Origin of the sequence: Caloramator proteoclasticus DSM 10124 (genome assembly GCF_900129265.1) — a bacterium.
Lineage (GTDB): Bacteria > Bacillota > Clostridia > Clostridiales > Caloramatoraceae > Thermobrachium > Thermobrachium proteoclasticum.
The window spans coordinates 22,746-45,263 of record NZ_FQVG01000016.1 but is presented as its reverse complement, the minus strand read 5'-3'; the positions used below and the strand labels follow the sequence as shown (position 1 = coordinate 45,263).

22 protein-coding genes are annotated in these 22,518 nt (G+C 32.7%); 14 read left to right on the top strand and 8 right to left on the bottom strand.

The features are described from left to right. Positions 1–72: 72 nt before the first annotated feature. Positions 73–495 (top strand): acyl-CoA thioesterase, encoded by a 423-nt coding sequence (locus BUB63_RS05520; RefSeq protein ID WP_027309232.1) that lies wholly within the window; start codon positions 73–75, stop codon positions 493–495. Next, positions 492–1,397, top strand: a complete 906-nt coding sequence (locus BUB63_RS05515) for an AEC family transporter (RefSeq protein WP_073248323.1) — start codon at positions 492–494, stop codon at positions 1,395–1,397. Before BUB63_RS05520 ends, BUB63_RS05515 begins: the two co-directional genes overlap by 4 nt. 151 nt (positions 1,398–1,548) lie before the next feature. Here BUB63_RS05515 and BUB63_RS05510 read toward each other — a convergent pair whose 3' ends face one another. Beyond that, complete coding sequence (locus BUB63_RS05510; protein ID WP_073248321.1) at positions 1,549–2,076, bottom strand: class IV adenylate cyclase; 528 nt, start codon at positions 2,074–2,076, stop codon at positions 1,549–1,551. A 94-nt stretch (positions 2,077–2,170) separates the two neighbouring features. Between BUB63_RS05510 and BUB63_RS05505 the strand changes: the two genes are divergently transcribed. The 4 genes from BUB63_RS05505 to BUB63_RS05490 all read left to right on the top strand — a co-directional run bounded on the left by BUB63_RS05505 (position 2,171) and on the right by BUB63_RS05490 (position 6,198). Next, the gene (locus BUB63_RS05505) at positions 2,171–2,662 is read left to right on the top strand and encodes a hypothetical protein (RefSeq protein WP_073248319.1); all 492 of its coding nucleotides are present in this window, start codon (positions 2,171–2,173) and stop codon (positions 2,660–2,662) included. A gap of 5 nt (positions 2,663–2,667) precedes the next feature. Then, positions 2,668–3,165: a DUF6106 family protein gene (locus BUB63_RS05500; protein ID WP_073248317.1), complete on the top strand. Its 498-nt coding sequence runs from the start codon at positions 2,668–2,670 to the stop codon at positions 3,163–3,165. Beyond that, complete coding sequence (locus tag BUB63_RS05495; RefSeq protein ID WP_073248315.1) at positions 3,162–4,700, top strand: alpha-amylase family glycosyl hydrolase; 1,539 nt, start codon at positions 3,162–3,164, stop codon at positions 4,698–4,700. Before BUB63_RS05500 ends, BUB63_RS05495 begins: the two co-directional genes overlap by 4 nt. Positions 4,701–4,884: 184 nt before the next feature. Then, complete coding sequence (locus BUB63_RS05490) at positions 4,885–6,198, top strand: LCP family protein (RefSeq protein ID WP_073248313.1); 1,314 nt, start codon at positions 4,885–4,887, stop codon at positions 6,196–6,198. A gap of 29 nt (positions 6,199–6,227) precedes the next feature. On the opposite strand, the gene BUB63_RS05485 is transcribed toward BUB63_RS05490, so the two are convergent. Then, the gene (locus tag BUB63_RS05485; RefSeq protein ID WP_073248311.1) at positions 6,228–7,097 is read right to left on the bottom strand and encodes an MSCRAMM family protein; all 870 of its coding nucleotides are present in this window, start codon (positions 7,095–7,097) and stop codon (positions 6,228–6,230) included. Positions 7,098–7,108: 11 nt separating this feature from the next. Next, positions 7,109–7,501 carry a hypothetical protein gene (locus BUB63_RS05480; protein WP_027309239.1) on the bottom strand — a complete coding sequence of 131 codons (393 nt, stop codon included), beginning with the start codon at positions 7,499–7,501 and terminating at the stop codon, positions 7,109–7,111. Between the two features lie 92 nt (positions 7,502–7,593). On the opposite strand from BUB63_RS05480, the gene BUB63_RS05475 reads away from it, so the two are divergent. After that, a complete protein-coding gene (locus BUB63_RS05475; RefSeq protein ID WP_073248309.1) occupies positions 7,594–8,364 on the top strand; it encodes a carboxypeptidase-like regulatory domain-containing protein in 771 nt (256 codons plus the stop codon). Between the two features lie 35 nt (positions 8,365–8,399). On the opposite strand, the gene fba is transcribed toward BUB63_RS05475, so the two are convergent. The 3 genes from fba to BUB63_RS05460 form a co-directional block, all read right to left on the bottom strand. Beyond that, positions 8,400–9,329, bottom strand: a complete 930-nt coding sequence (gene fba / locus BUB63_RS05470) for a class II fructose-1,6-bisphosphate aldolase (RefSeq protein ID WP_073248307.1) — start codon at positions 9,327–9,329, stop codon at positions 8,400–8,402. Between the two features lie 105 nt (positions 9,330–9,434). Continuing rightward, complete coding sequence (locus BUB63_RS05465; protein ID WP_073248305.1) at positions 9,435–9,839, bottom strand: DUF4363 family protein; 405 nt, start codon at positions 9,837–9,839, stop codon at positions 9,435–9,437. Continuing rightward, positions 9,817–10,512, bottom strand: a complete 696-nt coding sequence (locus BUB63_RS05460; protein WP_027309243.1) for a YetF domain-containing protein — start codon at positions 10,510–10,512, stop codon at positions 9,817–9,819. The genes BUB63_RS05465 and BUB63_RS05460 overlap by 23 nt, the downstream gene beginning before the upstream one ends. A 152-nt stretch (positions 10,513–10,664) precedes the next feature. Here BUB63_RS05460 and BUB63_RS05455 point away from each other — a divergent pair, with 152 nt between their 5' ends. Both BUB63_RS05455 and gltX read left to right on the top strand, forming a co-directional pair. Then, a complete protein-coding gene (locus BUB63_RS05455) occupies positions 10,665–11,744 on the top strand; it encodes an SMI1/KNR4 family protein (protein WP_027309244.1) in 1,080 nt (359 codons plus the stop codon). After that, entirely contained in the window at positions 11,745–13,202 is a 1,458-nt protein-coding gene (gene gltX / locus BUB63_RS05450; protein WP_073248303.1) for a glutamate--tRNA ligase, read from the top strand. Positions 13,203–13,536: 334 nt separating this feature from the next. Here gltX and BUB63_RS05445 read toward each other — a convergent pair whose 3' ends face one another. After that, positions 13,537–15,450, bottom strand: coding sequence for a carboxypeptidase regulatory-like domain-containing protein (locus BUB63_RS05445; protein ID WP_073248301.1), 1,914 nt, complete (start codon positions 15,448–15,450; stop codon positions 13,537–13,539). 166 nt (positions 15,451–15,616) lie between these two features. Between BUB63_RS05445 and BUB63_RS05440 the strand changes: the two genes are divergently transcribed. The 3 genes from BUB63_RS05440 to BUB63_RS05430 all read left to right on the top strand — a co-directional run bounded on the left by BUB63_RS05440 (position 15,617) and on the right by BUB63_RS05430 (position 20,434). After that, positions 15,617–17,275, top strand: a complete 1,659-nt coding sequence (locus BUB63_RS05440) for a nucleoside kinase (RefSeq protein ID WP_027309231.1) — start codon at positions 15,617–15,619, stop codon at positions 17,273–17,275. Between the two features lie 418 nt (positions 17,276–17,693). Continuing rightward, positions 17,694–19,076 (top strand): TldD/PmbA family protein, encoded by a 1,383-nt coding sequence (locus tag BUB63_RS05435; RefSeq protein ID WP_073248299.1) that lies wholly within the window; start codon positions 17,694–17,696, stop codon positions 19,074–19,076. Positions 19,077–19,087: 11 nt separating this feature from the next. Next, positions 19,088–20,434, top strand: a complete 1,347-nt coding sequence (locus BUB63_RS05430; protein ID WP_073248297.1) for a TldD/PmbA family protein — start codon at positions 19,088–19,090, stop codon at positions 20,432–20,434. A gap of 42 nt (positions 20,435–20,476) precedes the next feature. Here the strand turns inward: BUB63_RS05430 and BUB63_RS05425 are convergent, their stop codons facing one another. After that, entirely contained in the window at positions 20,477–20,740 is a 264-nt protein-coding gene (locus tag BUB63_RS05425) for a hypothetical protein (RefSeq protein WP_027308399.1), read from the bottom strand. A gap of 193 nt (positions 20,741–20,933) precedes the next feature. On the opposite strand from BUB63_RS05425, the gene sdaAB reads away from it, so the two are divergent. After that, complete coding sequence (gene sdaAB, locus BUB63_RS05420; RefSeq protein WP_027308398.1) at positions 20,934–21,605, top strand: L-serine ammonia-lyase, iron-sulfur-dependent subunit beta; 672 nt, start codon at positions 20,934–20,936, stop codon at positions 21,603–21,605. Between the two features lie 14 nt (positions 21,606–21,619). Next, positions 21,620–22,492, top strand: a complete 873-nt coding sequence (sdaAA, locus tag BUB63_RS05415) for an L-serine ammonia-lyase, iron-sulfur-dependent, subunit alpha (RefSeq protein ID WP_073248295.1) — start codon at positions 21,620–21,622, stop codon at positions 22,490–22,492. Positions 22,493–22,518: the final 26 nt, after the last annotated feature.

The following is a 22,518-nucleotide window of genomic DNA, read 5'->3' as shown; positions in this document are numbered from 1 at the left end:
TTTAAAAATCAATTTTGTTATGTTTTTTTAACATAAACTATGATAAATTATATATTGAAGGGAGTGATTTAAATGAAGACACAGTTTAGAGTAAGGTATAAGGAAACTGATAGGATGGGTATTGTATATCATTCCAATTACATAGTTTGGTTTGATGTAGGAAGAACAGAACTTTTAAGGAGTTTAGGATTTGATTATAGACATCTTGAGGAAATAGGACTTATGCTTCCTGTAGTAGAGGTGAATGTAAAATATAAAAGTCCCTCCTATTATGATGATTTAATTGAAATAGAAGCAAGTATTTTAGAAGTTTCAAGAGTTAAGGTAAAATTTGGATATAAAGTATATAGAGGAGGAACACTTTTAGCAGAAGGTTATACAGTACACGGATTTACCGATAACAACCTAAAACCAATCGCACTTAATAAATTTAATAAGGAAATATATGAACTGTTTTTAAAAAATATAGTAAGTAATTTGGAGGATAAAGGATGAATACAATAGTAACTCAAGTAATCGTTCTTTTTTTAATTATGGTGGTGGGTTATATATCAAGAAAAAGGGGATTTATAAATCTTCAGGTAAATAAAAGTCTTTCAGAGCTTTTATTAAACGTTACACTCCCTTTTATGATTATAGCCTCCTTCAATTTTAAATTCTCAAAGGATATGCTGAATTTAGGCATAAAACTATTTTTAATATCAACGGTAATCCATACAGTTTTACTCTTATTAGGAAGTATAATTTATAAAAGGTTTAATGAGGATGAATATAAAGTTCTTTGGTTTATAACTGTATTTTCAAACTGTGGTTTTATGGGATATCCTGTTGTAGAGAGTATTTATGGTAAAATAGGACTTTTCTATGCGGCACTTTTTAATATACCCTTTAATATATTGATGTGGACAGCTGGAGTTTTTATATTTTCAGGCAGAGGGGACAAACAAAATTTAAGAAAGGCAATATTAAACCCAGGAATATTATCAGTTTTTATAGGTTTAATCATATTCCTTTTCTCAGTTGAACTTCCTACACCTATTATTAAAACTCTGGAAATGGTCGGTTCAATGACAACTCCTCTTTCTATGATTATAATTGGTTCTACTTTAGCAGATGCCAAGATAAAATCAATTTTTGAAGGATATTCAGTATATTTTGGTTCCTTTATTAGATTAATTTCAATTCCTTTAATAGTTTATTTTATCTTGAACCTATTTGGATTAAAGGACTTTTATTTAAACATTCCAGTAATAATAACAGCAATGCCTGCGGCTGCCAATACTGTTATTATGGCAGAAAAATATGGAGGAAATGCAGAATATGCCTCAAAGGTTGTTTTCTTAACAACTATCTTATCAGTAGTAACTATTCCAGCCGTTTTGATACTGCTAAAGTAGAAATATAATTGAAAAAATGTCTAAGAAATCTTTATCGGTTTAAATCTATATATCATTTTTTTAATAGGCTTTTGTTTAGATATAAATAATAGCGACATTTACCTACCACTATATTTTAGGTGATAAATGTCGCTTTATTAACAATATGTAGCTAAATTAATCCCATATCCCTTTTAATCTCCAAAAGTCCCTTTGATGTTATTTTATCCTTTGGTATGTCTAAAATTTTTAATATATCCTCCAAAGCTTCAATACTTGGAGCCTCAATTTCCATATATGGGATAGGGAAAACTTTTTTATCCCAAGTATCAAATTCTATTAATGTACCATTTAATATATAGCTTTCTCTATGCTTATCTTCCCTTTTAAAATCATTTATACCTAATTCATTTAAAAAATTTATGCATTCATTAAAATCAGATACTTCAAATTCGTGTTCTATATTTTGTCTTGCAAAATCAGTTTTAAATATTTTTTTTATGCAAAGTGTAATTTTTTCTTTTCTATCTATTAAATCTTCTATTATCCTTATTCTTACATAGCCATTTTCCCCGTTTGGCAGACTAAAGAAGTAGTTTTTTTGATTTTCCTCCTTAACCTTTTCTGCGTTTAAAGATTTTAGTTTTTCCTTTATTTTTTCCAAATCAACATTTAAAACTTTAACCTCTATTTCCTTCATAGCAATTCCTCCAAAATAAAGTGTAGAAATTTTATTTAAATTATTGTAAAATATTATTAATATTTTTTATAATTTTAGCTTAAGGGTGTATAGAATGAGGAGAGATTTAAATATATCAATTTTGGTTGGAACACTAACTTCTATGATAATGATAACTTCACAAAAACTAAACAATATATTATTTTTAAACTTAATAATTATATTGATAACAACCTTTATTTTATCATATCCAATAAAAAAATGTGGAGTGAGTTTTGGATTTATAGCCTATTTTTATTCTTTAATTTTACTTTATATTTTTGGATGTAATAGTCTGTGTTGGATTATATACAGCTTTTTAGGTATCTATCCAATAATAAACTACTTTATAGAACTGTCTTCATTAAACCGGAGGGAAAAAATATTGTTTAAGTTTTTGTGGTTTAATTCAATTTTATTTTTAGTATATATGGTAAGCGGAAATATATTTACAATAAATATTACAAGTCATATGAAGTTTATTACATTATTTTTATTTTTAATTTTGCAGGTATTATTCTATTTATATGATATAATATTTACGAAGATTGCGAAACTTAGGAGGTAGTTTTTATGGACAAGTTCTATGAGCAACATTTAGGAACAGAAAAAAATAGTCTCTATGGAGTCTTTAATGTATTGATTTATGCTTTTGGATTCATTTCTTCAATAGCTTTGCTTTTTACTTTGTTTACATTTAATATTAAGTTTTTTATAGGTTTTATACTATTAAGTATAATTACATATTTAATGCTGTATATGAGAAATAGGCAGTATACAGAATATGAGTATATATTTACAAATGGAAACCTTCAAATAGATGCGATATACAACAAACAAAAGAGAAAAACACTATTGGATATTGATGTTAAGGAGTTTGAAGCCTTCGGTAAAGAAAGTGAAATAAAGGTTTTAGATGGAACAAAGAAGAATTTGTTTATACCTTGGAATTGCAATGAGGATAGATATGTTTTTTTATATAACAAACAGGGTAAAAAGGCAGGGTATATAGCACCAGATGAGGAGATGTTAAAACTAATAAATTTATATAACAGGGGGAAAAGAATATGAAAAAACGATTTTTAGCACTATTTTTAGCATTAGCTGCTCTACTATCAAGTGTAGGGTGCTTTTTTAAAAAAGAGCAAACGATTGCACCAAGAACAAAACAGGATGGACTTGTAGTTTACCAGATTTTTGTTAGGTCCTTCTATGACTCTGATGGAGATGGAGTAGGAGACTTAAAGGGAGTTGCTGAAAAAATAGACTATATAAAAAGTTTAGGAGCAAATGCAATATGGCTAAATCCTATATATCCATCACCAAGCTATCACGGATATGATGTTACGGATTATAAGGGAATAAACAAGGATTTTGGTACAATGGAGGACTTTGAAAATTTAGTTAAGAAGGCACACGAAAATGGAATAAAAGTAATATTAGATTTTGTTCCAAACCATACCAGCAGCAAACATCCTTGGTTTGAAAAGGCTTTAAAGGGAGACAGAAAGTATAAGGACTATTATATTTGGTCAGATAAGGATACAAATCTAAGAGAGCTTTCAGGTATAGGACAAAAGGCTTGGCATACTAAGGACAGTAAAAACTATTATTATGCTACCTTCTGGTCAGAGATGCCAGATTTGAATTTTGATAATAAAAAGGTAAGAAAGGAAATAAAGGATGCAGCAAAGTTTTGGATAGATAAAGGTGTTGATGGATTTAGAATAGATGCTGCACTGCATATATACGATGGTAAGAGGTTTAAGGACACAGTTGCTTGGTGGCAGGAATTTTCAAACTATGTAAGAAGCGTTAAAAATGATACATATATAGTTGGGGAGGTTTGGGATTCAGAATCAAAGATAGCACCATTCTTTACAGCCTTTGATTCCTGCTTCAATTTCAACATTGCAGAAAAAATAATTGAGGCATTAAACACAGGCTTCTCTACAAAGTTCTCTCAAAGATTAAAGTATACCTATGATGCATATAAAGCAGAGTACAAAGACTATGTAGATGCACCATTTTTAACAAACCACGATATGGATAGAGTTATGTCAAGGCTTGATAGTGTAGAAAAGAACAAGGCAGCAGCAGCAATTTATTTAAGTTTACCAGGAAATCCATTTATATATTATGGTGAAGAGATAGGAATGAAGGGGCATAAACCAGATGAAGAAATAAGGGAACCCTTTAAGTGGTATAGAACAACTGGCCAAGGACAAACAAAGTGGGAGTTAATAAAACACAATGTAGGAGAGTATTCACCATCTGTAGAAGAACAGGATAAGGATCCAAATTCACTACTTAACTTCTATAGAGATTTTATTAAGTTTAGATTAAGCGATGATGTAATGAAATATGGAGATATAGTCTCCTTTGATACAACACCCCTTGCTGTTTCTTTTATAAGGGATAAAAATGGCGAGAAGAGACTTGTTATTGTAAACATAAGGGAAGAAAATGTACTGATTGATAAGCAACTAATTAATGACAATGGATTTAACAAAATAATCAAGGGAAATGCTGGAGAAGTTACAGAAAACGGAGTTCAAAAATATCAACTCAAGCCCTATGATTATGTGATTTTTACAAATAAATAAAGCATATAATAGCCATTTTGTTGAGAAAATACAACAAAATGGCTATTCTTTTATATAATTCAACCTTTTAAATTTTTAATTGTAGTTTAAGAGTTTTTTACATTTTATTCATATAATTCAATTGTCTCCTTTATATTTTTGTGGCATAATATATTAGGTATATACTATCATTAGGGAGGTTAATATGAAGAAGCTAAAATATATATTGATTCCATTAATTGTTTTAATTGGACTAACTTTGGGCGTTTTTTGCTATATAAATGATACAATACACGTTCCAACTCCAAAGGATTTCTTTTCATCTGAAGAGGAAAGGCAAAAGTTTGAATATGAAGAAGAAAAAGGTTTTATAAATATACTTTTAATAGGAATTGATGCAAGAGAAAAGGGAGAGGCTGCAAGAACAGATTCTATAATACTTGCAACATTAGATACCAACAATAAAACAATAAAACTTACATCCTTTATGAGGGATATGTATGTTCCAATACCAGGGTACAGGCCTCATAAAATAAACGCTGCCTTTACATTAGGTGGGCCAGAACTTTTAATGAAAACTTTATATGAGGATTTTCAGGTTAACGTTCAATATTATATTTGCATAGATTTTAATGCCTTCCAAGATGTTATTGATACACTTGGAGGAATAGAGGTTGAGGTTAAGGATTATGAAGTAGATGAAATCAATAAATATATAAAAGAGGTAAATGGCAAAAACTCAACTTTACTTACAGCACCTGGCTATCAAAAACTAAATGGGCAACAGGCACTTTCCTATTGTAGAATAAGAAAAGTAGGTAATGGAGATTATGAGAGAACCGAGAGACAAAGAAAGGTATTAGGACTTTTAATTGATAAGGTTAGAGGTGTAAGTGTATTTAAACTGCCAGAGTTAGCAAAGGCAGTACTTCCATATATAAAAACAAATATTCCTACAACTAAACTTATGAATATAGGATACACTGCCTATAAATTTGGAAATACACCAGTTGAAAAGGCAAGGGTGCCCTTTGATTATACCTTTGAGGATACCTATGTGAATGGTATGAGTGTTTTAATACCTGATTTTCAAAAGAATGCTATTATGCTTGAAAAGTTTTTATATTCAGCATCAGGAGCTTCATCAAATGCACCTATTTATATGGTAAACAACTATCATTCACAAGACAAGCCTATTGATAAACGAGGGAAGAAACCACCGGTTATAAAATTGGAAATACCAAAGGAAGAGACAAAAAAGAAGACAGATTCACAGGATGTTGATGATTATATAGATAACAAAAAACAAGACGAAATAAATAGTAGTGATAAAGATAAGCAAAATACAACAACGGAGCAAAACAATAAACAAGACAATAACCAAGGAAATGCTGATCAAGGTAGTCAATCGAATCAGGGTGGAAATGAACAGGAGAGTAACCACTCAGAAAATAACCAAGGGACAAGTCAGCAAAATAACGATGGCCAAAATACAGGTGAACAAAATAAAGGACAGTAAAAAGTGCCCAGTTTTTTGGGCACTTTTTGTTATACAGATAATTTATTAGCCTTAACTTTGTAGTTACCGTTTGGAACGTCTGAGAATAGATACATACCTTGAGCATTAGTTCTTGTAAATTTAATTGGTGTAAGTTTACCATCAGCTTCAACCCTGTAAAGAGTAACAACAGCATTTGCAATTGGTTGATTGTTATCATCCTTAATATAACCAGAGATAGTACCCTTTGAAGCATTTGGATCAACGTTAAGAGTGATAACAAGTTTACCTATCATTCTATTTGCATCTATTAATATAGTTGAAGTATCGCTTATATATCCAAATTTACTTGTTCGTATCCTATAGGTTCCCTGGTCTACATCCATAAACAGGAACTGTCCTGTCTGGTTAGTAAATGTTGTTCCAATTAGTGTTTCTGTCTGATCTTGGTTTACCTTAAATAGCTGAACTATGGCATCCTGTATTGGTTCACCTGTTGTTGTAAATACATCACCTGCAATAATAGAAAGGTTTGCCTTAGGGTCAGAGGTAAGTGTAATGTCAATTTGAAGCTGTTGTCGTGGTTGAAGTGCAAATAGTTGTAATGGTGAAAATATAAATCCCGGAGCAATTGAAGATATATAGTATTGTGTTCCAGGAGGGAATGGAGAGAAGGTATAATTACCCTGTGCATCTGTAAAGGTGTGGGCTATTGGGTTACCCTGTGCATCAAATATCTTTACTATTGCACCAGGTATTGGGTTTCCATTTTCATCCTTAATAGTACCTATAATTGTACCTGAGTCAATGTTTGGGTTTGGCTGTAGGTCAAGGTCAATACGAATTTCTTGTCCTATACCTGTAAGCTGCTTTGCAACTGATTGACCTAAAATATATAGGTCACTTACTTGATTTGACATTTATATCCCCCCTAAAGAGTTTTGTATATTAAGGTTATGGATGCACTGCTACAACCATTTTCAATCTTTGCTGTAGCAGGTAGATTGTATTTAAGTAGTATTCCATTTGTTAGATTTATGTGTAGAGTTGGCTGTTCCTTTGTTATAACGAATATTACATAGGATAATCCAAAGTTTACTTTAATTTCACACATAGGATTGTCATCAAATGTAGAAGATACAATTATGTCCTTGATTATAATATTTTGAGTGGTAGGCTTTATTATAATCGTCTCTTCCCTTGTAATACTTTTAGTAATAGTTTCACATATACAAAAGGAGTTGTTTAAAGTATCAAGTTTACTGTATATTAAATTGAACTTTTCTTCAAAGTACATCATTACCTTTCTAATATCAATTGGCATAGAAAATACTCCTTTTTCTTTCCTGTAATATAATATGACAAAAAAAGGTATGTTGTGAATAATATGTAGTAGGTGGAATTGGTGGTGATTTTATGAATAATGAGATTAGAATTGATGGGAGGATAGAAGAAAGAAAAAATACTGTAAAAATTATAAAAGGAAGAGTCATCAATTCAAAGGGGCAGGGTATATGTGGTGCCTGTGTTAAGGTTTTAGATGTGTTTTCTAATCCAATTGAACATACAATTACTGATGGATATGGAAATTTTAAATTATTTATTTTTGATAATAAGAATTGCTATAAGATATTTGCAACCTGTGAAGGGTATTCTACATCAGACTTTCAGAATATATTTTTATTTGATGGACAAAAATTAAGCGTAACAATAATATTGAATAAGCTTGAAAATATACTATCTATTTTTGTTGGAAGAGTAGTTTTTAATAATAAACCAGTTGATATGTGTCAAGTAGAATTATATTCCTGTTATTATGGAATACTTACACTATGTGAAAGAACTGTTACAGATAAGAATGGTGTTTTTTTTATTGATAAGGTTGCAAGCGGAATATATATTATTAAGGCAGAAAACAATATGTTTTACTATAAAGAAAAAATATGCTTAAGACCTGGACTTAATTCATTAACTATATATCCTCAAATTAAACCTAATATGATTTATGGTACTATAAGTGGTGTTATAGTAGATAGTGAGGGTAATAGAGTTAAGGATGCACTTGTTGTGCTTCAAACAAAGGATGGAAGGTTTATAAAATATACAAGAACAAACTCACAAGGGGAGTACCTCTTTTATAATGTTGAAAGAGGGGAATACTCAATAGTTTCTTATGCAAAAAAATAATTGAAATAAAGCAGACCATATAGGTCTGCTTTATATTATAGTCTATTTGCTGAACCAAGAACGTTTTCGATCTTGTATTCAACAACCTTTTGTATAGCATCTCTACCAGCACCAAGGTATTTTCTTGGGTCAAATTCAGCTGGATTTTCTGCAAATACCTTTCTTATTGCGGCTGTCATAGCAAGTCTTAAATCTGTATCCATATTTATCTTACATACAGCCATTGAAGCAGCCTTTCTTAGCATTTCAACTGGAATTCCCTTAGCGTTTGCAATGTTTCCACCAAACTTGTTGCACATTTCAACAGTTTCTGGATCAACTGCTGATGCACCGTGAAGAACTATTGGGAAGTTTGGAAGCTTTCTTTGTATTTCTTCAAGTATATCAAATCTTAGTTGTGGTTCATAATCTGGTGGGAACTTGAAGGCACCGTGGGATGTACCAATAGCTATTGCAAGGGAGTCACATCCAGTTCTTTCAACAAATTCAACAGCTTGGTCTGGGTCAGTGTAAACGTGCTCAGCAGCAACCACGTCATCTTCTACTCCAGCAAGCACACCAAGTTCAGCTTCAACAACAACACCGTGTGCGTGTGCATATTCAACAACTTCCTTAGTCTTTCTTATGTTTTCTTCAAAATCATAATGTGAACCATCAAACATAACTGAAGTAAATCCGCTTGCTATTGCAAGTTTTACTGCATCTAAATCTGGGCCGTGGTCAAGATGAAGTGCTATATCAATTCCTGTTTCTTCAGCAGCAGCCTCAACCATAGCTCTTAGATATTTTGGGCCTGCATATTTAAGTGCACCAGTTGAGCATTGAAGTATAACTGGTGAATTTTTAGCCTTTGCACCCTTTACAACACCTTGAAGTATTTCAAGGTTGTTGATGTTAAAAGCACCAATTGCATATCCGCCTTCATAGGCTTTTTTAAACATTTCTTTAGTTGTAACAAGTGGCATTGTAAATCCTCCTTTATATGTATTATGGGACACAAATAGTCCCTATGGGACAATTAGGCACTATGTATATTATAGTACATTTTTGGGCGTAAGCAAATAATTTTTTTAAAAAATATTTTGGAGGCTTAGTTTATCCAATTCAGGTATATGTTCTATATAATTTTTTAATACAGCAATGTGACTTAATGAATTTGTTTTATCCTTAGCCTTTATATATTCTATAAGAAGTTCCATATTTTCAGATATTTTATCTATTTCATCGTGGTGAATTAGAGCACTCCAAATTTTTTTGTCTTTTTCCCATTCAGATTTAAGTTTCATAATTTCGTTATATGATACATCCCAATTATCGTGTTCTATATTTAATTGTATAACACATATTGAATTTAATAAAGAATAAGATGTATTATTTAAAAAATTATTTACTAATAATCCTATGGATGTAATAGATGAAAAGAGAAGGAGGATGATTAGTGATGTCTTTATATTACTTTTTATTCTTTTCTTCATCCTTATCCCTCCTTTGAATAAAAAGATTTCCTTTAGAATCTATCATAGCAATAAACACATCCTTAATATCTTCAATACCCTTACTTTTTAAATTTTCCATAAGCCAATTAAGGTCGTGACCAGTTATGGATAGATTCTTTTTATTTAAAACCCCATCAAGTATGATACTAACTGGCAACTTTACAGATTGGTGATTTAAGTTTAAATCCTCTCTTGTTGCAGGCGATTTTTCTGCTTTAGGGATTATGCTGAGTTTTCCACTGGTTTCAAGTATTGCATATTCAATGTCTGCAATGTCAAGGTATCCCATCATTCTGAGCTCTTCAATCAGGTCATCTAAGTTAAAGCGTTGCCTTCTTAACTCTTCTTCAGATACTTTTCCGTGTTTTATTAGAATATCAGGGGTTCCGCAGAAAAGCTTTCTAAAAAATTCAACCTTTAAGGTTAAAAAGGATATTAGTATTTCAAGTGTCATTAAGGTTAGGATAGGAATTATTCCGTGAATCAAAGGTATAGCCGTATCCTGCATAGGGAGCGTTGCAAGTTCTGAGAGCATTAGTGCAACTACAAGTTCAAAGGGCTGAAGCTCACCTATTTGTCTTTTACCCATAAGTCTCATTGCAAGGGTGACGAATATATATAAAATTATTGTTCGAACAAATACAACCATAATTTCGCCTCCTATGTTGTATTATTTGAATAAAATTGTTTTTTTAACCTCTATAATTCAATTTTAACTATTTAGAATTGTTTGCAATTTGCTTGTAAATTATTAGGATTATTAATATAATTTAATTAGTACATTTTAAGGAAAGGAACTAAGGTATGGCAAAAGGGAGATTGGAAAAATTTGAAATGAAATATGGGTATTTTTTACCTATGGAATATAAACAATTTATATATAGATATGGTGGAGATATTCAGTTTGGAAGTTGTAGATTTGAATATCCAGAAAACATATCTGCAAATATTTTAAGAATTCCCGGTAAGATGGATTTTAGGCTTCTTCCCTTTGGGGACATAAGCAATGGTGATTTATACTGCTTTTATAAATATGGCCCTGATGTAAATGATTATTTTATAGGGCTATACCTTCACGAAACTTCTAATTTTGTGATTTTGTCTTCAAACTTTGAGTCATTTTTATATAGATGTATGCTGGATGATTATTTTGCATCGATTAATGGTGTTGATGAATATTCCTTTGAGGAGAATATAAATGCCTCAAAGGAGTGCATTGAAAGATGTTTGATTTTATCAAAGGATTATGGTTTTGATTTTAACGAAATAAAACAATACAAGTCTGAAATAGATTATCATAGGCTTATGGTAAATAGAGATAAAAAAGCAGTACAGAGCCTATGTTATCTTGGCAAATATTTTCTTGAAAATGGAGATTTTAAAAAGGGAGTTAGCTATATAAATATGGCTATAAAGGCCTGCGGTACTTATTTTGCACCATATTATATACTTGGGAGACACCTTATTTTTTCAGGCAAAATGGATGGTTATACATATTTAAAAAAATCGCTTAAAAAATCCTTGTGCCTAACAGGATACAGTTATTGGCAGGAGGATTTTATAGATATTCCAGAGGATGCCCATAGAGAAGTGGCTCTTTTTGTTGAGGATATGTATGATTATGATGATTTATTAGAGGGAAGATTAATGAGGGGGATTGACCCCTATGATGCTAAGCTTAGAAAAATTATGGCTGAGGAATATTTTGGTAGAGGTAGATATAAACAGGCTTTAGAGGAATGTGCAAATGCACTCTACTGTAGTAGTGAAGATAAGGAGGAAATATTAAACTTAGCACTAAAAATTACAAAGGTTTCAGGAGATTCTTATTTAACAAAAATAATAGAAAATGATATAAAAAATTTAAATAGGAAGGTGTTATAGATGGAGGTTAGGGTTAGAATTGCACCAAGTCCAACTGGAAACTGTCACGTTGGTACTGCAAGAAATGCATTATATAATTATCTTTTTGCCAAAAAGAATAATGGAAAGTTTATATTAAGAATAGATGATACCGATATGAAAAGAAATTCAAAGGAGTCTGAGGAGGGGATATTTGAAGGTTTAAGATGGCTCGGAATAAACTGGGATGAAGGGCCAGATGTAGGGGGCCCCTATGGCCCCTATAGGCAGTCAGAAAGATTAGATATTTATGATAAATACATACAAAAATTGATAGATGAAGGATATGCCTACTACTGCTTTTGTAGTGAGGAGGAACTTGAGGAGGAAAGAAAGAGGCAGATTGAACAAAAGCTTCCTCCAAAATATTCAGGAAGATGTAGAAATTTAACAAAGGAAGAGATAGAGGACAAACTAAATAAAGGGTTAAAACCTGTTGTAAGATTTAAAGTTCCTAATAAAATAATAACCTTCAATGATGCAGTAAGGGGAGAACTTAAGTGGGATGGAAATTTGATGGGGGATTTTGTCATAAGAAAATCAGATGGAGTTCCAACATATAACTTTGCAACGGCAATAGATGACTATTTAATGAATATATCCCACGTTTTGAGAAGCCAAGAACACATACCTAATACCTTCTGCCAAGTATTAATTTTAGAGTCGCTTTCGGCCAAGATTCCACAATATGTGCATTTTCCACTTTTATTAAATGAAGATAGGAGCAAGATTTCAAAAAGGGATGGTGCACTTTATATTGGTGAATATAGGGATATGGGCTATTTGAAGGAGGCAGTATTGAACTTTATAGTGCTTTTAGGATGGAACCCAAAGGATGGTCAAGAGTTTTTAAACATAGATGAGATGATAGACAAGTTCAGTTTAGACAATATAAATAATTCAAATGTTGTTTTTGATTTTAAAAAACTTGAATGGTATAATGGGCACTACATTAGAAGAAAGAGTGTAGAGGAATTATATGAGCTTATTTTACCCTTTATCGAAGGACAAGACTATTTTAAAAAGACAGAGGAGGATTATAAAAAATTAAAGAGAATAATTGAAGTTGAACAGGAAAGACTAAAGAGGCTTGATGAGGCAAAGGATGCCTTTAGGATGTTTTATGAAAGTCCAAGGGAGTATTCCTTAGATTTTATAATAGAATCAATTAAAAAAATAGATAAGGATGAAATAATAAGGCTTTTAGATGAGTCAATAAAACACTTAGAAAAGATACAAAACTGGGATAAGGTATATTTAGAGCAAGAGATGAGGAGACTTTGTGAAGAAATAAACACAAAGACTAAAATACTTTTTATGCTCCTTAGAATTGCCGTAACAGGCTCCAAGGTATCACCACCTCTATTTGATGTATTTGAGATTATAGGGAAAGAGGAGACATTGTATAGATTACAAAAATGTAAAAAAGATATAGAGTAGTAGTACTTAGAGGTGCTCATATGGCTGTTGAAAAGGTTATAAGCCCCATGAAGGATTTCTTGGGCATTCGTTCATTTCGCTAATCAATTCTAAGCTTTTCTTTGTTTGAAAAGTCCTACCCTCGCGATGCCATCGTCCTGATGGCCGCTCGGCTCGGCACGTCCTGTGCCGAATTACGGACTTTTTCAAAGTCGAAAAGCTAAGAATTGCTAAAGCTCATGAAAGAGCCCATTGAAATCCTTTCATGGGGCTTTTTCATACTTTAGCTAACAAACAGATTTGTCAACAAACTGTATGAGCATTTAGAAGTCCTCATACTAATTTTAAAAAATAATTAGTTTTGAGGAATAAGCTTAAATGTCTCTATAAAGTAAGTTCCAGCAGGAAGGCTTCCAAATTCAAAGTAACCATCGGATTTTGTTTCAGCTATTGCAACAACATATTTCATATCTCCTTCACGTCTATAGATTTCAACAAGGCACTTATCAACAGGTACGCCATTATACATAACTGTACCTGATATTTTGCCCTGAGGATTTGTAGGATCTTTAGAAAGTTTATTGGTTGAGGATATTACCATATAGTCTTTATCTATTACAACAAGCGAATCCTGTGGGAGATAGCCATTAGCTGCAATTCTTAAGGTGTATATTCCCTGAGGTATATATGCTATTCTATATCTTCCGTTTATACTTGTGAAACTGTGAACATATAATCTATCTGTTCCATCTTCATTTCTATAAAGATTTGCACCGCCATTTACTATTCCTTCAAGTGTACTTCCTAAAGCTTCTCCAAATATTACACCAAGTTTAGATACCATATTGTCATTTAGTAGTAGGCTTAAATTTTTCTGTTCTCCGCCTTCTAATATAAAATCCCCAACATAGGATAAATTGTAGTCTGGAGACACAACTATTAAGGTATATTTCCCCGCAGGAAGTCTTCCTGTAAAGAAACCTTTGCTATCGGTTATATCGTGATAAATTGTATATCCATCGGTGGTAAGAACCTTTACTGAAGCACTAACAATAGGATTGTTGTCTGGGGCAGTGATATTTCCATATATTATAGCTTCAGGACTTTGGTCGAGGGTAGGTGTTATAGTTATATTAATACTTGCATTTTTGGTAAGTTCTATATCATTTGTTTCTGCTTTTAATGCTCTACATAGAAGCAGTGAGGAAGGTGTTGGAACTTCTATTAAAGTACCGTGCAGCGAAATAGGATAGTTTCCTGTTGGAAGTGCAGATACTGGATTTGCGTGTTCAAGGTCAACCCTTATTGCTATATTTAAACTTTGGTTTGTAACGTAGGCAATTTTGGATTCTGGTCTTATTTCAATATCGGTTAAAGAACCTCCTAAATATACTGTTTTATTACTATCAAGATTGTTTATATCAAATATTGTTATACTACCTGAAGTTGGATTAAGTGTAATAAGTTTTTTAGAGTCTGGAGTTGTTTCGTATTTATAGGGTACAGCAAATAGGAATTTGGTCTTTATTATTCTAAGAGGAGGTGCTGTAGATAGCTGCATTATCATACCAGTTGTTCTGCTTAAACCTGCAACGAATACATATTTCCCATCTTGAGAGGTACATATTGATGTTGGATTGAATACTCCTGATGTGAAGGTTATATAAGGTGTTAAAAGTTCAAGAGTTTCAACAGATATCATTCCTATAAAAGGCCTTTGGTAACTTACAAAGTATACATATTTTCCGTCTTTACTCATTAAAAGATCGGTTGGTGTATAGGTTAAAGAGGTAGGAAGAGTAATTCTTTTTATAATAGATAGAGTTTCTGTATCAATTACAGGTACATTAAAGGCATTTATACACTGTACAAATATATATTTACCATCAGGTGTAATAGCCATCCTAACAGGTTTAAAATTAAGAGGTATTGTAGTAACTAAAGTTTGAGTTGAGATATTTACAACAGCAATATACTCACTGTCACGACAGGCTACATAAAGGAATAGGTCATCTTGGCTTATTACTCCAGACATAGGAAATTGTCCGACTGTTATTGTAGATACTACAGTATTTGTTGTTGTGTTAATCATACTTAAAGTTCCATCACCAGAGTTTAATGAAAATACATATCTGCCGTCGTGGGTTGCCACTACATCATAGGGGTTACTTCCAACAGGTATATTAGCGATAACTTTATCAGTGGTTGTGTCAATACAAGTTACGCTGGATGAGTTTAAATTAGCTGTATATACAGCAAAGGTTTTCATATTATCCCCCCTTATCTTTTCAATATAATATATGTTGAGGCAATTATTTTTGATAAACTAAAGTAGAAAAAAACAAAATATTTATGTAAAATATAATAAACTGTAAATGTAACATTTAATGAAATATTGCATATAATAAACTACACTCTATAAAAGGGGGATAACTATGGAAAAACTAATTACAGTAAAGAGAATGGATACTGGAGAAATATTAAAGGCAAATGTTGGAAGTAGTTTACTTGATATATTAAAGACAGGAAAAGACCTTAAGGATCCAGTTGTTGCAATGGTAGATGGAGAAATTGAAGAGCTAACTAAAAAGATTCACTATGATGTTGAAGTTCTTCCAATAACTTTAAAAAGTCCCCTCGGTGTAAAAACATACTTAAGAAGTTTAACCTTTGTATTGATTAAGGCTGTTGAGGATCTATTTTCTGGTGCAGAGGTTACTATAGAGCATTCCTTAAATAAGGCTCTATATGGAGAGATACACTATGAAAGAAAGATAGAGGAGAAGGATATTGAACTTATAAAAAAGAGGATGCAGGAGATTATAGATGCGGATGAGGCCTTTGAAAAGATTAAGGTTAAGAAGGAGGAGGCACTAAAGATATTCCAAAACTATGGAATGAAGGATAAATTAAGACTTTTAAAATATGTAAATCTTGCTTATATAAATTTATATAGATGTGGATATCTTTATGACTACTTCTATGGGCCAATGGTGCCTTCAGCAGGGTATTTAAAGCTATTTGATTTAAAATTCCACGATCCAGGATTTTTGCTTCTTTATCCTCAAGAAAATGATCCTACAAAGCTAATTAAGTTTAGAGATGTGCCAAAGCTTGCAAAGGTTTTTAAGGAGACGGAGGAGTGGGCAAAAATACTTGATGTTGCAGATGTTGGTGCATTAAATGACAAGGTTGTAAATAAGGAGATGAATGAATTAATATTAGTTGCAGAGGGACTTCACGAGAAAAAGATTGCTCAAATTGCAGATAAAATTTATGAAAACAAGGATAAGGTAAAGATTGTATTAATTGCAGGGCCATCTTCATCAGGTAAAACAACCTTTTCAAAGAGGCTGTCTATTCAATTGAGGGTTTTAGGATTAAAGCCTCATCCGATATCATTAGATGATTATTTTGTAGATAGGGAAAAAACTCCCCTTGATGAAAATGGAGAATATGATTTTGAGTCAATATATGCACTTGACTTAGAGCTATTTAATAAGCACCTTGCATTACTTTTAGATGGTCAAGAAGTAGAGATTCCAACCTTTAATTTTATAGAAGGTAAAAGGGAATGGAAGGGACATAAATATAAAATGGAATCTAATTCTATTCTTGTAATTGAAGGAATACACGGACTAAATGAAATGCTAACAAATGCAATCCCAAGGGAAAATAAGTTTAAAATATATATAAGTGCCTTAACTCAATTAAATATTGATAATCACAATAGAATACCCACAACGGATGTAAGACTGCTTAGAAGAATTGTAAGAGACAATCGTTCAAGGGGAAGAAATGCAGAGGCTACTATCCTGTCTTGGCCAAGTGTAAGAAGAGGAGAAGAGAAAAATATATTCCCATTCCAAGAGGATGCAGATGCAATGTTTAATTCAACCCTTGTTTATGAAATGAGCATACTTAAAAAGTATGCAGAACCTCTTCTTCTTGAGATTAAAAAGGATAGCCCAGCCTACATTGAAGCAAAAAGGCTTCTATCCTTCCTGCAATATTTTATATCAGTTGAGGATGAGGATATAATTCCAAAGAATTCTATAATAAAGGAATTTATAGGGGGAAGCTGTTTCGAATAATAAAAGGGCTAAGGCCCTTCATATTGTTGACAAACCATTTTGTTATCTTAAGTATGAAAAAGCCCCATGAAAGGATTTCAATAGGCTCTTTCATGAGCTTTAGCAATTATTGCTTTTCGACTTTGAAAAAGTCCGTAATTCGGCACAGGACGTGCCGAGCCGAGCGGCCATCAGGACGATGGCATCGCGAGGGTAGGACTTTTTCAAATAAAGAAAAGCTTAGAATTGCTTGGCGAAATGAACGAATGCCTAAGAAATCCTTCATGGGGCTAATTAATATATAACTTTTTCAACAATCTGAAAAAGGGCAAAGTCCTTTTTATTTTTTGCCATTATAATTGAATTTAAATAATATAAATGTTAATATATAGGTATTACCTGTAAAATTTAGGATAATATAATAATGGGAGGTGTAAGGATGATAGAAAAATCAATACTACAGGAAGTTTTAAATGAAGCATTAAAGACAGGTGGAGATTTTGCAGAAATTTACATAGAACAAAATGATTTAAATACTGCATATATGACAGATGGTAAGGTTGAAAGTGTACTGTCTGGAAAGGATTATGGTGCTGGGGTTAGAATTTTATCAGGTTTTAAATGCATTTATGCATATACGAATGATTTATCAAGGGAAGGACTTTTAAAGATAGCAAGGGATGCATCCTATGCATTAACTGGTGTTAAAAATGTAGAAAGTAGAGACTTTATCAAGCTTGATTACACAAATGCTCATCCTATATCTATAGTTCCAAGTGCAGTTGATATTTCGAAAAAGGTTTCAAAGGTTAAAGAGGCATATACTATAGCAAAAAGCTATAGTAGTGAAATAGTGCAGGTTTCAGTTAGATATGTAGATAACGATAAAAAGGTTTTAATTGCAAATTCAGAGGGATTATTTGCAGAGGATAGGAGAATAAGAACAAGGATGGCTATTGAGGCTGTTGCTTCTGACGGAAATGAAAATCAAACAGGATTCTTTGGCCCAGGAAGGCTTATGGGGTTTGAATTCTTTGATAATGTTGATATAGAGTGGCACGCGAAGGAGGCAGCAAGGATTGCAGTAACAATGCTTCACGCAGACCTTTGCCCTTCTGGTGTTATGCCTGTTGTTATAGATAATGGTTTTGGAGGTGTTATATTCCACGAAGCGTGTGGACACTCCCTTGAGGCTACATCAGTTGCAAAGGGACATTCAGTATTTTCAGGAAAGCTTGGTCAAAGGATTGCTTCAGAGGTAGTAACTGCAATAGATGATGGAACTATTCAGAATGCTTGGGGTTCATCAAATATTGATGATGAAGGACATCCAACACAAAGAAATGTTTTAATTGAAAATGGAATATTAAAGGGATATATGATAGATATGTTAAATGGAAGAAGAATGAATATGAAACCAACAGGAAATAGCAGGCGTGAGAGCTACAAGTATGCACCAACCTCAAGAATGACAAATACATTTATTGCAAAAGGAGATAAAACACCTGAGGAGATAATAAAGTCAACAGAGTATGGACTATATGCAAAATATATGGGTGGTGGTTCGGTAAATCCTGTAACAGGTGATTTCAATTTTGCTGTAAATGAGGCGTATCTAATAAAGGATGGAAAAATAGATAGACCAGTAAGAGGGGCTACACTTATAGGAAAGGGTTCTGAGGTTTTACTTGATATTGATATGGTTGGAAACAATTTAGAGTTAGGACAGGGAATGTGTGGTTCTGTAAGTGGAAGCGTTCCTGCCAATGTAGGTCAGCCTATGATTAGAGTTAAGAAGATGACTGTTGGTGGAAGAAGGTAGGAGGTGATAATATGGAGCTTAATAAGTTTATTGAAGAGCTTTTTAGAAGGGGCAGAGAAGAAGGTTTTAGTGATATGGAGGTATATTACATAGATTCTGATAGCTTTGAGGTGAATATATACAATCAAGAGGTAGATAAGTATAATGTAAATAAAAATAAAGGAATTTCCCTTAGAGCTATTTATGATGGAAGGCTTGGGTATGCATATTCAGAAAAGTTTGAGGAGGAGGATATAGAATTTCTGATTAAAAACGCCAAAAACAATGCAAAGGAAACACAAACAGATGTACTTCCTGAATTTTATCAAGGAGGTAAATACAAAGAAATTGAACAGGATGTTAATGTTGATATTGATGCAAAAAAGAAAATTGATGATGCTATGTTTATGGAAAAAAGAGCAAAGGAATATGATTCAAGGATTGATTCTGTAAACTACTGTCTTGTAGAAACTACTAAAGGAAGAAGAAAAATAGTAAATACAAAGGGACTTAACTTAGAAGAAGAGGGTGGTGTAGGTGTAGCATACATTGCAGTTGTTGCAAAGGATAAGGATGATGTAAAAAGTGGAAGCAGCTTTAAGGTAACAACTAACTACAATAAAATAGACTTCGAAAAATTAGTAAAAGAGGCCTGTGACGAGGCTATTAATTCCCTCGGTGCAGAAAGTATACCATCAGCAAAATATAAGGTAATACTAAGACGTGATGCAGCTGCAACACTACTTGCAACATTTTCATCAATTTTTTCAGCAGATTCAGTGCAGAAGGGATTTTCGCTTTTAAAGGGAAAATTAAACACAAAGATTGCATCAGATAAAATAACCATATTAGACGACCCGTTTTTAAAGGACGCACCCTTAAGCTGCTCCTTTGACGATGAGGGTGTTGAAACATATACAAAGGAAGTTATTAAGGATGGTGTTTTAAAAACTTTTCTTTATGACATAAAGACAGCCAAAAAAGACGGAGTAAAATCAACTGGTAATGGATTTAAATCAACCTATAAATCACCGGTAGTAGTTGCACCTACTAATATGTATATTGTAAAGGGTACTTTAGGGTATGAAGAAGCAATAAAAATGCAAGAAAAGGCCCTTATTATAACAAGCCTCCAAGGGCTTCACTCTGGGGCAAATCCTGTTTCAGGTGATTTTTCACTTGCGGCAGAGGGATACCTTGTGGAAGATGGAAAAATTACAAAACCAGTTGAACAGATAACAGTAGCAGGTAATTTCTATAACGTTTTAAATGAAATAGAGGAGGTACTTTCTGACTTCGAACTTGCTCTCCCAGTTGGACTTGGAAGTTATGGAAGTCCAAGTATTATAATTAAAGAACTCAATGTGTCAGGAAAATAAAATTACAAGTGCCAAGACAAGTCTCTTGGCACTTATTCAAATTTATTTTTGATAATTTAATGTAAGCCTTATTATTCTTCTCACAAGTCTTCTTGCAACAGGATAAGGCATATTGTACATTTTTAGCAGCACAAATATTTCAGGATTGTTTTTTTCAATTTTGTTTAGTATTCTATCGACCTCATTAAATTGCCCTTTTTCTTCAAAATCACCTTTTTGTCTATCATCTTCGTCATCTTCGATATCTACAATAATAGGTACCATATTTGGCATAATCATTGTTGGAATCATATCAAAAGGGTTCATTAAAATAATACCTCCTAATTTGACTTACATTATATAATATTAATATAATTTAAATTTTGTTAAACAAATTTATTTGCAACTGTCTTTTCTTATAAAAATTAAAAAGAATTTTAAATTTCTATTGTTTAAAAATTAATAAAATGATAAAATTAAAGTGAAAATAATGTCGAATTTTAAGAGAGAGGAAGATAGTATGAGTAGTTTAAGTTCCTTCGATATCATTGGACCTATAATGGTTGGGCCATCAAGTTCGCACACAGCAGGAGCTGCAAGACTTGGAAAGGTTGCAATGTCTATTGCAGGAGGTAATTTCAAAAAGGTAATATTTTATCTTCACGGATCCTTTGCAAAGACGTATCGTGGACACGGAACAGATAGGGCACTTGTTGCAGGTGTACTTGGAATGGAAACCTATGATGATAGACTTAAGTATTCTTTAGATATAGCTAAAGAGAAGGGAATAGAAATAGAATTTGTTGAGTCAGATTTAGGTGATGTTCATCCTAATACTGTAAAAATTGTTTTTTATAAAGAGGATGGAACTAAATTTGAGGTTGTAGGTTCATCTATTGGTGGAGGAAATATAATAATAACAGAAATAAATGGAGACAAGGTAGAGTTTACAGGAGACTATCCAACACTTATTGTTAAGCAAAAGGACGTTAAGGGTATGATAAGTTCGGTTACTGCTATTTTAGCAAGTCAAAATATAAATATAGCAACTATGAGGGTTACAAGAAGAGCAAAGGGTAAAGAGGCTCTTATGATAATTGAAACAGATGCTGAAATAAGCGAATATGTATTAAAGGTCATTGAAAAGGTAGAAAATATTATTTCAGCAAAGGCTATAAATCCTGTAAAGTAATTGGAGGTTAAGGTATGTACAATACAGGTTTAGAATTGATGGAGTTGGCAAATTCTAAAAAGTGTAAGATATATGAGATTGTAATTGAAAATGAAGTAGAGCTTCAGGGCTTAAGTAGAGAAGAGATAATATTAAAGATGAAAAAGGCCCTTGAGGTGATGAAATCATCTGCACAGGAGGCACTTGATAAGGAAATAAAATCAGTAAGTGGACTCATTGGTGGAGATGCAAAAAGATTTGAGGATTATAGAAAAAATGGAAATACATTATGTGGTGATACTGTAGTTAAGGCAATGGCAAGAGCTCTTTCTTGTTCTGAGGTAAATGCAGCTATGGGAAGAATAGTTGCAGCACCAACGGCTGGATCCTGTGGAATTTTACCTGCTGCATTAATTACAGCGGGAGAAAAGTTAAACAAAACTGAAGATGAGATTGTAAATGCTCTATTTACGGCATCTGGTATAGGTCAGATTATTGCAAAGAATGCAACCGTATCTGGGGCAGAAGGAGGCTGTCAAGCAGAATGCGGTGCAGCAGCTGCTATGGCAGCAGCAGCTATTGTAGAAATGGCTGGAGGTACACCAGAGATGTGCCTTAACGCAGCTTCAATAGCATTAAAAAATATAATGGGACTTGTATGTGACCCAATAGCAGGCCTTGTTGAGGCTCCCTGTGCTAAAAGAAATGCATCTGGAGTTGTAAATGCATTAATTTCATCAGAGCTTGCACTTGCAGGAATAAAAAGCATTATTCCATTTGATGAAGTTGTGGAGGCAATGTATAGGGTAGGGAAGGCACTTCCGGAGGCATTAAGGGAGACTGCACTTGGAGGAATTGCAGCAACCCCAACTGGAATTAAATTAAGAAAACAGGTATTGGGAGAATAATAATTATATTTAAAAGATAATTATTA